Annotated in this window: 11 protein-coding genes; 8 read left to right on the top strand and 3 right to left on the bottom strand. The window is 47.3% G+C overall.

Features of this window, described 5'->3' with window-relative positions; translation table 11 throughout:
* Positions 1 to 39: 39 nt before the first annotated feature.
* Positions 40 to 612, bottom strand: a complete 573-nt coding sequence (locus tag ACJMM4_RS09860; protein WP_405379082.1) for a hypothetical protein — start codon at positions 610 to 612, stop codon at positions 40 to 42.
* 155 nt (positions 613 to 767) lie between these two features.
* Between ACJMM4_RS09860 and ACJMM4_RS09865 the strand changes: the two genes are divergently transcribed.
* Positions 768 to 1,091 (top strand): hypothetical protein, encoded by a 324-nt coding sequence (locus ACJMM4_RS09865; protein WP_405379085.1) that lies wholly within the window; start codon positions 768 to 770, stop codon positions 1,089 to 1,091.
* Positions 1,092 to 1,319: 228 nt separating this feature from the next.
* Here ACJMM4_RS09865 and ACJMM4_RS09870 read toward each other — a convergent pair whose 3' ends face one another.
* Together ACJMM4_RS09870 and ACJMM4_RS09875 are read right to left on the bottom strand one after the other, a co-directional pair.
* Positions 1,320 to 2,801: a DASS family sodium-coupled anion symporter gene (locus tag ACJMM4_RS09870; protein ID WP_405379087.1), complete on the bottom strand. Its 1,482-nt coding sequence runs from the start codon at positions 2,799 to 2,801 to the stop codon at positions 1,320 to 1,322.
* A 217-nt stretch (positions 2,802 to 3,018) separates the two neighbouring features.
* Positions 3,019 to 4,470: a sodium/proline symporter gene (locus ACJMM4_RS09875; protein ID WP_405384268.1), complete on the bottom strand. Its 1,452-nt coding sequence runs from the start codon at positions 4,468 to 4,470 to the stop codon at positions 3,019 to 3,021.
* Between the two features lie 286 nt (positions 4,471 to 4,756).
* Between ACJMM4_RS09875 and ACJMM4_RS09880 the strand changes: the two genes are divergently transcribed.
* From ACJMM4_RS09880 to mfd, 7 genes are all read left to right on the top strand, one after another.
* Positions 4,757 to 5,194 carry a DUF1934 domain-containing protein gene (locus tag ACJMM4_RS09880; RefSeq protein ID WP_405379093.1) on the top strand — a complete coding sequence of 146 codons (438 nt, stop codon included), beginning with the start codon at positions 4,757 to 4,759 and terminating at the stop codon, positions 5,192 to 5,194.
* Positions 5,184 to 6,851, top strand: a complete 1,668-nt coding sequence (argS, locus tag ACJMM4_RS09885; RefSeq protein ID WP_405379095.1) for an arginine--tRNA ligase — start codon at positions 5,184 to 5,186, stop codon at positions 6,849 to 6,851. The genes ACJMM4_RS09880 and argS overlap by 11 nt, the downstream gene beginning before the upstream one ends.
* A gap of 42 nt (positions 6,852 to 6,893) precedes the next feature.
* Positions 6,894 to 8,510 (top strand): CTP synthase, encoded by a 1,617-nt coding sequence (locus tag ACJMM4_RS09890; protein WP_405379098.1) that lies wholly within the window; start codon positions 6,894 to 6,896, stop codon positions 8,508 to 8,510.
* 57 nt (positions 8,511 to 8,567) lie between these two features.
* Positions 8,568 to 9,518: a signal peptide peptidase SppA gene (gene sppA, locus ACJMM4_RS09895; RefSeq protein ID WP_405380380.1), complete on the top strand. Its 951-nt coding sequence runs from the start codon at positions 8,568 to 8,570 to the stop codon at positions 9,516 to 9,518.
* Between the two features lie 5 nt (positions 9,519 to 9,523).
* Positions 9,524 to 10,087 carry a YIP1 family protein gene (locus ACJMM4_RS09900; protein ID WP_405380382.1) on the top strand — a complete coding sequence of 188 codons (564 nt, stop codon included), beginning with the start codon at positions 9,524 to 9,526 and terminating at the stop codon, positions 10,085 to 10,087.
* Between the two features lie 97 nt (positions 10,088 to 10,184).
* Positions 10,185 to 11,147 carry a class II fructose-bisphosphatase gene (glpX, locus tag ACJMM4_RS09905; protein WP_405380384.1) on the top strand — a complete coding sequence of 321 codons (963 nt, stop codon included), beginning with the start codon at positions 10,185 to 10,187 and terminating at the stop codon, positions 11,145 to 11,147.
* 70 nt (positions 11,148 to 11,217) lie between these two features.
* Positions 11,218 to 14,502, top strand: coding sequence for a transcription-repair coupling factor (gene mfd / locus ACJMM4_RS09910; protein WP_405380386.1), 3,285 nt, complete (start codon positions 11,218 to 11,220; stop codon positions 14,500 to 14,502).
* Positions 14,503 to 14,514 lie beyond the last annotated feature (12 nt).

Consider the following 14,514-nt stretch of genomic DNA (forward strand, 5'->3'; position numbering starts at 1 on the left):
GAGAATGCCTGCATTTTGAACTTTAGAATTACCTTACCCTTACAGTGCTTGCAGCGTAAAGTAATAGATAACAACAGTGCACAAAACGAAGCAGAGCAGCAGATACTGCGCCATGGTTACCAATGGTAATTTGATGTTGGCATATTTTTGACAATAGCGGGAGAAACAGAAAATGGTGAGCAGATTAAAGGCAATGGCAATTACCAGCATGGTCCAAACGCTGTTGGCCAAAGGCAGATAAGCAAAGCTTAAATTCACTACCGCTAAGAAGGGCATGCCCAGCATAGTTGCTTTGTGGTCGCCGCCTGCAAAGGCAAAGCAGATGGTGAGGATGATGCTGCCAAGGATTACAGGCACTACTGCTGCACGGGCTGCTGCCCCGGGCCACGGACGTGCGTCCTCTAGTTTGGTGCGCCAGTAGAAACGCCCGAACCATTTGTAGAGCATGGAGAGCAGCACTAAGTCAAAGGCGAAACCGATAACGCTGTCTAAAGCGCCTAAGCCTAAAAGACCAACGATGAAAAGCACTAGCAGAAAGCCCAAAGCTCCTACTAGAAAGAAAATCTGGTTATATAACCAATAAGCTAAGTAAATGTTGCCGAAAATACCCATCAATTTTACCTCCGCGGAAATCTTTACAAGTTTCGTTACTCATAGTATATTATAATTACAGCTGAAGGGCAAATAATTCTCTTCAGCTGACAAAGTTTCTAAATCGTAATTTAAACTTGTGCTATTATGCCGGTATAACGATTGGAGGTTTGACTATGAAAAAGTTAGGCGTAATTCTCTGTACGTTAGCTTTACTGATGGGTTTGGCGGTGCCTGCCCTTGCAGGACGTGCCAATTCAGGTTATTGCAAAGGAATTAAACTGTGCGGTCGTGTAAAGGTGGTCAACAGCTTTCCTGATTTAAAGGTCAAAGTAGTAAACTCTTTCCCGGATTTGCGGGTGAAAAAGGTCAACAATTTTCCTGACGATATTGGTGAATGGCAATTCGTTACCAGTGGCGAAGATTTTACCATTCAATATGTTAATGCTTTTGAAGATTTAAAAATTCAATTTGTGGATGCGTTCCCCGGTCCGCAATAAGATAGTAAAAAGCCGTGATGCTGTCGCTGTTATCATATCCAAAGGCGAATCATTTGCAATTTTAGCTCATGAGTGCTTAGAATCACCGAAGTGAAGCGTACCCGACAGAATCTTGTTTTACGAACAAGATTAGCCGCGAATCTTCGTTGTGATTCTGCACGAAATGAGCGTCAAAATTGCTAGTGAGCCGGGATATGATAACGCGACTAGATACATCACGGCTTTTATTTATACCAGACCCATCCACTTCCAATAGGTCATGCCCAAGAACATAATTAATGCGTAACCAATGATGGTCATGGGGATACCGCTGCGGACAAAGTCTTTAACTTCAAAGGTGTTGGTACCGTAGGCAATCATGTTCTGCGGTGCGTTAACCGGCAGGATAAAACCGAAGCTTACAACGTATTGCAGGATCATGGTCATACCCACGATGTTGACGCCCGGAGTCTTTAGATGCTGCAGTACGCTGATAACGATGGGGATAATGGCTGCAGCTAAACCTGTTGCACTGGCGAAACCCATGTGTACGATGATGAGGAACAGTGCCATAATACCTAAAACCATCAAAGTGGAGGAGTTAGCCAAATCAAAGGTGGTAACGATAACGTTAGCCAGCCAGGTAGCGGCTTTGGTGGAAAGCAGGGCGCTGCCCAAGGAAATGCCAACGCCAAAGAGCACTACTGTACCCCAGTTAATTTTATGTACTACTTCTTCCCAAGTCATAACGCCGATTTTCGGCAGCATCAGCAGAGTGATGGCAATCATAGTAGTGGTATAGGTATCGATGACGTGGAGTTTTTTCTCTGTGGTCCACAGGAGCAGTAGGCATAGGGAGATGACTAACAGCTTGATTTCATTAGCCGTAATTTTGCCCATATCAGCCAAAAGTTTTTTAACTGTGGCTTGACCGCCGGGGATTTCGTCGATTTCCGGAGGCATAATGAACATCATTACGTGGTACAAAGCAAAACTCATCAGCATAGCAAAAGGAGCGGCGGCGATGAACCAATCAAGCCAGGAAATGTCTACGCCTAATTGGCTGCGGATAAAGTTTACAGCAACCATGTTCTGAGCCGCTGCAGTTTTAATACCCACGTTCCAAACGCTGTCGACTTGGGCCACGGTAATCATCAGCATACCTGCAAATTTACTTTTCAGGGGCACGCCGAAGGCTTGAATCATACCCATAACAATGGGGACCAGGCAGGCAACACGGGCGGTGGTGCTGGGGACGAAGAAGCTGAGGATGAAACCGCAGCAGATGACACCGATAACGACGCGGTTAGCTTTGGCGCCTAGCTTGGACAGGATAACCAAAGCAATACGTTTGTCAAGACCTGTCTTGGTCATGGCAGTGGCAAGGAACATTGCTGCTGCAACTAAGCAGAAGGCGGTAGCGGAAAAGCCTTTGAGTCCCATGGCTAGTCCTGCGGAGGTACCAAAAATCTTTCCTGTAGCAGGATTGGGAGAGAAGCCAATTAAAAGAGCAATCAGCGTAATGATAACACCGGCGCTGACTGGATAGGAGATGGCGGTAGTGGCCCAAACGATTACGGAGAAGACCATTACGCCCAGCATACGCTGTCCTGCGACGGAAAGTCCTTCCGGTGTGGGCATAGCGATAATGCCTAGGAGAACGATAAGCGCGATGTAAAAACCGTACTTCTTGAAGAAGCCTTCCTGTTTTATAGTCTGTTTTTCTGTCATGGATATTCACCCCTCATTAAAATAAAAATAAAAAGAATAAATAGGGATCAATGCGATCACTCCCTAAAAACAGAAAACCCCGATATGCGCCTTCATTGGCATATCGGGGTTTAATCCTTGGCTACAGTATATCGCGATTATTCTAAAAAGCAAGAAAAATGTTAATTAGACTGTATTTTTTTATTTACTTAATTTTTTTCTGTAAAGCAGTTTACATTTAGTCTTCGTATTTAGTAGCTTCTTTGTAGAGGGCGATAACCTCTTCGGAAGGAGGCGGACTCATGAGGGAAGCAACTATGCCGACGATGAGGCTGGCAAAGAAACCGGGGAGAATTTCGTAAATGCCGGTAGAAGACAGGAATGCGAACCAGCCTAAGTCAACGACAGCACCGGTGATGATGGCTGCTACAGCACCTTGGAAGGTGAAACGTTTCCAGAACAGGCTGAGCATAATAGCAGGACCGAAGGCTGCACCGAACACGCCCCACGCGTTGGATACCAACGCCATAATGCTGCCTGCATTGGGGTTAGCTGCCAAGTACAGTGCAGTCAAAGAAATGCCCAAAACAACGAAACGACCTGCCCAAAGCATTTCTTTATCGGTAGCTTTGTCGTTGCGGAAGAAGGGTTTGTAAACGTCGCTGGCAAAGGAGGAAGCTGCTGCCAAAAGTTGGCTGTCAGCTGTACTCATAGAAGCTGCCAAAACTGCGGAAAGCAGCAGACCGGAAATAACAGCAGGGAAGATTTGGCGAACCATGGCGATGAAGACCAAGGAGTTTTTACTGATGTTTTCGTCAAAGCCTAAGTACATACGGCCGATAACGCCAACCAGTACGGCGAAGACGAGGATCAAGGTAGTCCAGCAAATGCCGATGGCTGCAGATTTGCCCATGTCTTTTTGAGAGCCTAAGGACATAAAGCGGATGATGATATGGGGCATACCGAAGTAGCCTAAGCCCCAGCTGAGGCCGGAAACAACGTCGCGCCAATCAGCGTAAGGGTTGAAGTAGTCAGTAGGAATGTGGGAAACTGCATCAGGACCAATTAAGGAAGCGGCAAAGATAGGTGCAATGAACAGGGCTGCCAGCATAATCAAGCCTTGGAAAAAGTCCGTCCAGCACACTGCGGAGAACCCGCCCAAGAAGGTGTAGCTGACGATGATGATAGCTGCCATGTACATAGCAACAGTTGCGTCCATACCAATTACGGTGTTGAACAAAGTGCCGCAGGCTTTAATACTAGAAGCAGCGTATACAGTGTAGGCAATCAGGAAGACCACGGCGCAGATAACCTGCAAAGCACGGGATTTAGATAAAAAGCGGTTGGTTAAAAATTGCGGCACGGTGATGGAGTCCTTTGCCACAATGGAGAAGGAACGCAGACGGGGCGCTTCAAATAACCAGCTCATGGTATAACCAATCAGCAAGCCGACACCAATCCACATTTGACCAAGACCAAGTGCGTAAACGGAAGCAGGCAGACCCATCAGTACCCATGCACTCATGTCGCTGGCGCCGGCGCTGAGACCCGTAACCCAAGGACCCATTTCACGTCCGCCCAGAAAATAAGTTTTTTCGCCACCGTTCTTATCTTTAACAAAGAACCACACACCTATAGCAATCATAAAGATTAGGTAAAGTGAGAATATAAAGACTTCTGTATAATTCATAGGACAACCCCTCCAAAAAATAGATATATAACATTATATATGCAAAAGCGAGGGTAAACAAGTGCAATTGCATAATTTTAGACGGAAAATGGGCGGATGCAAAAACAAAAAACGACTTTTCTTGACGCAGGAAAGTAGCTGATATATAATATTTAAGAATATAATAGTCTTTTTTATGCATTTTCGACAGGCATTGGATTAAAAAGAAATCCCGGGCTTGCAACCTTTCGTTATCAAGTGAATTTTCTAAGAAAGGGGCAGGCTCTAGTCGTGTTTACGGAGAAGAATGATGCAACCGGTAAAAATTCGTATTTTAAGCACTCTGAAGGACGCAGATGGCAGTCTCCAAAATACGGAGCAACGCTATCAAGGCACTATGCGGGAGAAAGATGGTAAATACTACGTTATGTACCATGAGGATGCCCAATCCGGGTTGGAGGGGACGAAGACCACTCTTAAATGGGATGGGGAGCATGTGCTGATCCTGCGCAGTGGCACCGTGGACCACAGGCAGGAGTTCCGCAGAGGCTATATTGACAAAAGCATTTATGTAACGCCTTACTTAAAATTGGCGTTGACCACGGAAACGAGCTACGTTTATACATATTTCCGCGACGGCGTTTGGCATTTGGAAGTTGAATATACGCTGCATCATGGGGGCAGTCCCTATGGTGATATGAAGATATTAATTGAAATTGAGGAGGATATACAGGTTGGACATTAAAAACACCTTGGCTGCTGCCATTAAGGCCGCTGCTGCTAAAGCTATTGCTGATGGAACATTAAAAGAAGGCGCTCTGCCGGAGGTGCTGCTGGAAGTACCGCCTCAAAAGGAGTTTGGCGATTTTGCTACCAACTTCGCTATGCAGTCTGCCCGCAGCCTGAAATGCAATCCCCGGATGATTGCCCAAGCAGTTATCGATAACTTGGATTGCGCATATATTGCTAAAACTGAAATCGCCGGCCCAGGCTTTATCAACTTCTATCTGAAACAGGATTGGATGTATGATATGCTGGCGAAGATTATTGCTGAAGGCGAAAACTACGGCAATCTGGTTAGCGACTGCAAAGAAAAAATCCAAGTGGAATATGTTAGTGCTAACCCCACCGGTCCGCTCCATGTAGGCCATGGTCGTGGTGCTGCTGTTGGCAGTGCGCTGGCTAACCTGATGAAAGCTGCAGGCTACGATGTAACTCGTGAATACTACATCAATGACGCCGGCAACCAAATCAATAATTTGGCTGCATCCGTCAACGCTCGTTACTTGGAGCAACTGGGCCAAACTGTAGAGTTCCCTGAAAACGGTTATCATGGTCACGATATTGTAGAAACTGCAGAGCGTATTGTGAAAAAGTACGGTGACAAGTTCCTGCACATGGATGAAGCAGAACGTCTGCAACAGTTCCGTACTATCGCTCTGAAAGAAAAGCTGGAAGCACTGAAAGAAGATTTGGCTGCTTTCAACGTTGAATTTGATGTATGGTTCAGCGAACAGTCTCTCCATGACGCAGATGCTATTCATAAAGCTTGCGACCTTTTGACTGAACGCGGCTACCTGTACGAAAAGGACGGTGCTCTGTGGCTGAAAGCTACTGAACATGGTGATGACAAGGACCGCGTTGTTATTCGTGATAACGGCGTACCTACCTACTTCGCTGCTGATATTGCTTACCATCGCAATAAATTTGAACGTGGCTTTGACCGCGTAATCAACCTGTGGGGCGCAGACCATCATGGCTATATTGCCCGCATGAAGGCTGCTGTTGGTGCTTTGGGCTACAATCCCGACCAATTGGAAGTGTTGATCCTGCAAATGGTTAGTCTGTACCGTAACGGTGAATTGGTAAAAATGTCCAAACGTACCGGTCAAAGCGTAACTTTGAACGAGTTGATTGAAGAAGTTGGCACTGACGCAGCACGTTTCTTCTTTACCATGCGTTCTATTGACAGCCAACTGGACTTCGATATGACTTTGGCAACGGAAAAGAGCAATGAAAATCCTGTTTACTATATCCAATACGCACATGCCCGCATTTGCAGCATTATGCGCCAATTGGCGGAAGCAGGCATTGCTGTGGCTACAGATAAAGCGAGCCTGAAACTGAATACTTTGCAAGAGGCTGAAGAACTGGCCTTGATTAAAAAGTTGGGCGAATATCCGGAAATGTTGCAACGTGCAGCTCGCGACCGCGCTGTACACAATGTAGCTCACTATGTACACGAGCTGGCAGGCTTGTTCCACTCCTTCTACAACCAATGCCGTATTTTGGGTGTGGACAGCGATTTGCAGCAAGCACGTATTGCCTTGGTGATGGCAGTCGGTCACGTAATTCGTCACGCATTAGGCATTTTGGGCGTATCTGCTCCTGAGCATATGTAATTTGTTAAAATATAAGTTTAGATAAAGAAGGGATGGGTAAAGATGACAAAGTATATTTTCGTAACCGGCGGCGTAGTTTCTTCCCTGGGTAAGGGTATTACCGCTGCATCCTTAGGCCGTTTGCTGAAGAGCCGCGGCTACCGTGTAACAATTCAAAAGTTCGACCCCTATATCAATATTGACCCTGGCACTATGAGCCCCTACCAACATGGTGAGGTTTTCGTAACCGACGATGGTGCGGAAACTGACTTGGATTTGGGCCACTATGAACGCTTTATCGATATCAACCTGTCCAAAAACTCCAACGTTACTACCGGTAAGATTTACCAATCCGTAATTAACAAGGAACGCCGCGGTGATTATCTGGGCGGTACTGTACAGGTTATTCCCCATATCACTAACGCTATTAAAGAGCGTGTTTTCTTGGTTGGCAAACAAGATAATGCTGATTTCGTAATCACTGAAATCGGCGGTACTGTTGGCGATATTGAAAGCTTGCCCTTCTTGGAAGCAATCCGCCAAGTTAAGAAGGAAGTAGGCCGCAACGATGTCCTCTACATCCATGTAACCCTCGTTCCCTACATCTCCGCAGCCGGCGAACTGAAAACTAAACCGACTCAGCACAGTGTTAAGGAACTGCGTAGCATCGGCATCAGCCCCGACATCCTGGTATGCCGCAGCGAAAAGCCTATTTCCAAAGGTATGCGTGAAAAAATGGCTATGTTCTGCGACGTAGATCCTGATGCAGTAATCCAAAACCTGACTGCTAAGAGCATTTACCAAGTACCCATGCTGATGGAAGACCAAGGCTTGGACACCATCGTACTGCGTAAACTGGATATGGAAGATAAACCCAAGGATATGAGCGGTTGGCATGATATGGTTGCCCGCATCCTGAAAAAATATGACCGCAAGGTTACCATTGCTGTTGTTGGTAAATATGTGGAGCTGCAGGATGCCTACATCTCCATTACCGAATCCCTGCGCCATGCTGCTGTTGCTAACGAAACAGAGTTGGATATTAAATGGGTTAATGCAGAAAAGATTGAAGCTGCTGATACCGATATGACTGAAGTGATGGCAGGCGTTGATGGTATCTTGGTTCCCGGTGGCTTTGGCAACCGTGGTATCGAAGGCAAAATCAAAGCTATTCAATATGCGCGTGAGAACAAGGTGCCCTTCTTCGGTATCTGCCTAGGCATGCAATGCGCAGTTATTGAATATGCACGCCACGTATGCGGTATGACCGACGCTAACAGCTCCGAATTCGATGAGAAGACCACCCATCCTGTTATCGACCTGATGCCGGAACAATTGGATGTAGAAGATTTGGGCGGTACTTTGCGTTTGGGTCTGTATCCTTGCAAAGTTTATCCCGGTACTCTCACCGAAAAGGCTTATAACAGCGAGTTGATTTACGAACGTCATCGTCATCGTTATGAATTCAACAACGCTTTCCGTGAGGAAATCGTTGATAAAGGCTTGGTACTGGGCGGTACCCTGCCTAACGGCCGTCTGGTAGAGATTGTTGAACTGCCGGAATCCGTACATCCTTGGTTCTTAGGTGCACAATTCCATCCGGAATTCAAATCCCGCCCCACCAATCCCCATCCGCTGTTCAGAGACTTTATCGCAGCTGCTTTGCGGGAACAACACTAATGTTATTTAGGCAGACTGCTTAGTTGCGGTCTGCCTTTTTTTTGATAGGAGGCAGGTATGCTTAAGAAAATTTTTATTAGCGCTGTGCTGCTGTTGGCAGTGCTGAGTTTTGTGGTTTCCCTGCTGAAAGGCAATAATAACGGGGAAAAGACTGTAACTGTGCCTGACCGTGTGGCTGTAATCAATATTGACGGCACTATCCTTAGCGGTGGTGACAGCCATGATAATCTGTTCCAACAGTCCCAAGGCATAACCAGTGGCACGATTATGCGCCAAATTCGCGAAGCTGCAGCTGACAGTAGCGTTAAGGCTTTGCTTTTGCGTATTGATAGCGGTGGCGGCAGTGCTACTGCTGCAGAAGAAGTGGCAAGGGAACTGCGCCGCTTTAAAGAAAAGACCAATAAGCCTGTGGTGGCAACCATGGGCAATACAGGTGCCAGTGCTGCTTATTGGATTGCAGTTTGCTCCAGCGATAAGGTATATGCCAACGCAACTACTTTGACCGGTAGTATTGGTGTGTATATGCCTTATATGAATACGGAAGAACTGTTTAAGAAAATCGGTATTTCTACCGGTAAGATTAAGAGCGGTCCTTATAAGGATATTATGACTAACGACCGTCCTATGACTCCGGAAGAAAGAGCGATTCTGCAAAATATTGTGGATGAAATCTATGTGCAGTTTGTTGATGCAGTTGCTAAAGGGCGCAAAATGGAAGCTAGCAGTGTGCGCCGTTTGGCAGACGGACGCGTGTATACAGGTCTGCAGGCGAAAAACCTGGGCTTGGTAGATGAAGTAGGCGACTATTACGATGCTTTGGCTGCTGCAGGTGAGCTGGGCGGTATTAAGCTGGGCGAAGATGGTCTGCCGCCTGTAAAGACTCAGTCCAAACAACAGCCTTGGGAGTATTTCTTTAGCGCTAAAATTGCGGAAGCAGTACAAACTGCGATTATGCAGCAATTGCAGGGCAGCTTGCAAGGCAATGCAGTGCAAAATGTAGCGAGGTAAGGACTATGCGTCGCAAAACCTTTGATGTGCTTTTTGAACCGGAGGTTGGTCTGGCTACCTTGGTAAAGCAGCCCTGTCCTTGGCGCAGCGCGTTGTACTTCACCTTGAGCGTGGGCTTTTTTACCGGCGTTGTTACTAACAGCTGGTTGTTGCAGCAGCCTTTGGAAGTACGCTTTGCCATTATCATCGTTACGGTGCTGATTGCAGGGACGGCCTTGGCGCTGTACGGTTTTTTGCTCCATGGCATTATGGAAACGCTGGGGGCGCTGGCAGGCGATCCTGTGGGCTTGATTTGCCTATTGGGCTATACGACCCTGCCTTTCCTAGTGTTGACGCCTGGAGCGCTACTGGCAGGTAAAATGGGCTTGGAAGGTCTGCCTTTATTGGGGATTCTAACGGCCGTAGGCTGCGTGTGGATGCTGTATCTGTTAGTGCGGTCGCTGGAGGCAGTCTACCTGATTGACTGGCTGCGGGCAGGCGTTACGGTGTTGTTCAGCCTGCTGTTGTTATATATTGTGATGGTGCTGCCTTGGCAGATGCTGATTGGTATGCTGCTGCGCAGCTTATAAAGTTTTAGTTGCGAAAAAAGACGGTTAGTGTCATAATAAACAAAGACATATCTGATAAATAACCAGATTATCAATATATTAAGGAGTGGTGTAAATAATGAACAGAGAGCTTTCTATGGAATTTGTACGTGTTACCGAGGCTGCAGCTATTGCTTGCGGTCGTTTGGTTGGCAGAGGCGATAAGAACGGCGCTGACGGCTTGGCTGTTGACGCTATGCGTGCTGCTTTCGATACCGTAAACATCAGTGGTACTGTTGTAATCGGTGAAGGCGAAATGGATGAAGCACCGATGCTGTACATTGGTGAAGAAGTTGGTGCCGGCGGTCCTGCAGTTGATATTGCTGTTGACCCTGTAGAAGGTACTAACCTGGTAGCAAAAGGTCAACCGGGTGCCATTGCTGTAATCGCTATTGCTCCGCGTGGCTGCCTGCTCCATGCTCCTGATATGTACATGGACAAGATCGCTGTAGGTCCTCGTGCTAAAGGCTGCATTGATATCAACGCTCCTATTAGCGAAAACCTGGCTCGCGTTGCTAAAGCTATGGACCGTAAAATTGCTGACTTGAACGTTGTTCTGCTGGACCGTGAACGTCATTATCCGCTGATGGAAGAAATCCGTAAAGCAGGTGCTCGTATTTCTTTGATCACTGACGGTGACGTTAACCCCATTGTTGAATGCTGCATCGAAGGTAGCGGCGTGCATATGTATGTTGGTAAGGGCGGTGCTCCGGAAGGCGTTTTGGGTGCTGTTGCCGTTAAATGCTTGGATGGCGACATGCAAGCACGTCTGTGCCCCGAAGACGAAGCACAAGTTCAACGTTGCTTGAAAATGGGCATTACCGATGTTAACAAAGTACTGACTTTGGATGATCTGGTAAAAGGCGATGACTGCATGTTCACTGCAACTGCAATTACCAACTGCAATATGCTGAACGGCCTGCGCTACTTCAATGACGGCGTTCGTACCCACACTATTTCCGCTCGTTATAAAACCGGTACCGTTCGTTTCGTAGATGCTATCCATAGCTTGGATAAGAAGGTACTGGCAGTAAAACTGTAATTCTTATAAAAATATATCTGGATAGGGCATGAAGTAATTTCATGCCCTATTTGGTGTCTTTCAAATTATTATGGAAAATTTACTTCTCAAGCAGGTTGCCCAAGTTGCCGAAGTGCAACGGGCTGCTGAGCTACACAAAAATAAACAGTCCTGCGTTTTAACCGGGTTGGCAGCAAGCAGCAAGCCGGTCTTTTTTGCTGCCGTGGACAAATTATGCGGTGCTACCGGCAGTTTGGCGTTTATAACTTCTTCCCGTGAAGAAATACGTGCTTATCGCAGGGAACTGAACTATTTTTATCCTGATTTGCCCATGCAGGAGCTTTATCCTGTCAGCTTGCCCCGTGTGCAGGCAGATACCCAAAGTTTGGAGCTGCAAGCAGGACGGGCTGCTGCTTTGCGCTTTTTGCAGGGCGAGGAACGTGGTATTGTCTTTATTACGGCAGAAGCATTGCAGCAGCATCAGCTGCGCCCCAGCGGTATGGGTGGCAATAGCCTGCTGTTAACTGTTGCCCAGGTGGTGGAACAGCAAGATGTGCTGAAGAGTTTGCTGGATATGGGCTACGAGCGTACTGATCAGGTAGATGCTATTGGTCAGTTCTGCCTTCGTGGCGACATTATGGATGTGTTCCCCATTAATAGCAATGCTCCCATCCGTGTAGAATGGTTTGATGATGAGTTGGACGCTATCCGTAGCTTTGATGTCAACAACCAACGGAGCCTGCAAACCTTAAAAGAAATCAAGATTGCTCCCATCAAGGTGGAAGATGACGAAGTTTTTGATGCTTCCATCTTTGATTACTGTGCTGCTTCTACTTTGGTCGTTGTGGATGAGCCTGTCCGTGTGTTCTCCATGTTGGAAAAATTGGACAAAGAAAACAAAAGCAACGCCGAAGAACTGTTTGCCCAGGCGGAAATCATTGCCCAATGTGCAACTGCCGGTGTACAGCTTGTTTCTGCTTTAGGGCACAGCTATCTGCCGGAATTGCCGGCGGTGAATGTACCTGTCCGTGCAGTGGCACCGTATAATAAGAATATCAATATGTTGGTAGAAGACCTGCACAACTGGCTCAGTGATGGCTTGGTACCCATTATTATGCTTTCTTCTGCTATGAAGGCGCGCGGTATGGCGGAAAATATGCGCAACTACAATTTGCAGGGTGTATATGTACAGACTGGACTGCAGGAGGGCAAGGTCAATGTTATGAGCGGCGACCTTGATCATGGCTTCCGTTTTTGGGATACCAATTGGGTTTTGCTGACGGAAAATGATATTTACGGTATGCAGAAACGCAAGCGCCTGCACAGTAAGAACCAAGGACAGCAGCTGCAATATTTCTCTGATATTAAAGCAGGGGATTATGTAGTACACAAGATTCATGGTATCGGCCGTTATATCGGCGTCGAGAACATGGAAGTAGGCGGGATTCATCGTGATTATCTGCTCTTGCAATATGCAGGGGAGGATAAGCTGTATGTGCCTGTGGACCAAGTGGGGATGCTCCACAAATATGTGGGCAGTGAGGGCAACGTGCCCCGCCTGTCCAAAATGGGCGGTACCGATTGGAAAAGGACTACGGCGAAGGCTGCTAAAGCCATTACGGAACTGGCGGAGGAACTGCTGCGTCTGTACGCCCAACGGCAGATTGTTCCCGGTCACGCCTTTAGTCCTGACGGACCCTTGCAGAAGGAGTTTGAGGATGAGTTCCCCTACGAGGAAACTCCCGACCAACTGAAGGCGATTGCCGAAATCAAGGCAGACATGGAAAAACCGCAGCCTATGGAAAGACTGCTCTGCGGTGATGTTGGTTATGGCAAGACAGAGGTTGCTATTCGTGCTGCCTTCAAGGCAGTGGTGGACGGAAAGCAGGTAGCGGTTATGGTCCCCACCACGGTACTGGCTCAACAGCATTTCATAACCTTTAAAGAGAGAATGCGCAATTTCGGTGTGACCGTAGAAATGCTCAACAGGTTTTGCACTACCAAGGAGCAAAAGCGGATTTTGCAAAATTTGGAGGACGGCAAAGTAGATATTTTAATCGGTACTCATCGCCTGCTGCAGCCTGATGTGCGTTTTCCTAATTTGGGCTTGTTGATTATTGATGAAGAACAGCGCTTTGGCGTTGCTCAAAAGGAAAAAATTAAAAAATGGCGTGTGGGTATTGATGTGTTGACTTTAAGCGCAACGCCCATTCCCCGTACACTGCATTTGGCCCTTGTCAACGGCAGGGATATGAGCGTCATTGAGTCACCGCCGGAGGATCGTCTGCCTGTAGAAACTTATGTCAGCGAATACAACGAAGGCATGATTAAAGAGGCTATTGAGCGCGAACTGCGCCGTGGTGGACGGATTTACTACGTTCATAACCGTGTCAGCGGCTTGGAGGCTATTGCGACCCGCATTCGCCGCCTTGTGCCCGGGATTAACATTAAGCTTGCCCATGGGCAGATGAACGAAGAAATGTTGGAAGACGCGATGATTACCTTCTACGAAGGCAATTGTGATATGCTTTTGTGTACTACCATTGTGGAGAATGGTTTGGATGTGCCTTTGGCCAACACCATTATTATCGATGGTGCCGAGAACTTCGGCCTGTCCCAACTGTACCAGATGCGTGGGCGTGTAGGCCGCAGTTCTCGTTTGGCATACGCCTATTTCGTCTATAAGCCTAATAAGGCGTTAAGCGAAATTGCGGAAAAACGTTTGCAGGCTATCCGTGACTTTACGGAACTAGGCGCAGGCTTTAAGATTGCTATGCGTGATTTGGAAATTCGTGGTGCAGGCAATCTGCTGGGCAGTCAGCAGCATGGCCACATTGTGGGCATTGGTTTTGCTGCCTACTGCGAAATGTTGGAGCAGACTATCAACCGCCTGAAGAATGGCAAAGTGGCTGTGCCTGAACCGGAACCTGTGCTGGAGATTCCTGCAGAAGCGTATATTCCCGACAGCTATATCGCCGATCCCCGGTACAAGATGGAGCTTTACCGTCGTTTTGCAGAAATGGAATATGCGGAAAGGGACGATTTGCTGGACGAACTCATCGACCGTTTTGGCAATCCTCCGGAAGAAGTTACCATGCTGTGGCGTTTGGCTAGCTTGAAGGGCCTGTGCCGTCTGATGAAGGTACGGGGCATCAACGTCCGTCAAGGGGCGATCCGCATTACCTTTGATGCTAAGGCGCAGGTAGAGCCGGAAGCGTTGATGAAATTGCTAGCAGTGCATAAGAACACCATGACCTTTAAAAACGGAGCGGAGCCCCAACTAGTGTACCGTACGGGCAGTATGAAGGAACAGCCTTTAAACTGGTTGGAATGTACGCTGCCGGTGCTGGCTTTAGGTAATAAATTTAATAAGTAAATCTATTTCAAT

It is taken from the genome of Phascolarctobacterium sp., assembly GCF_045124115.1.
In the GTDB taxonomy this organism is placed as follows: Bacteria; Bacillota; Negativicutes; order Acidaminococcales; family Acidaminococcaceae; genus Phascolarctobacterium_A.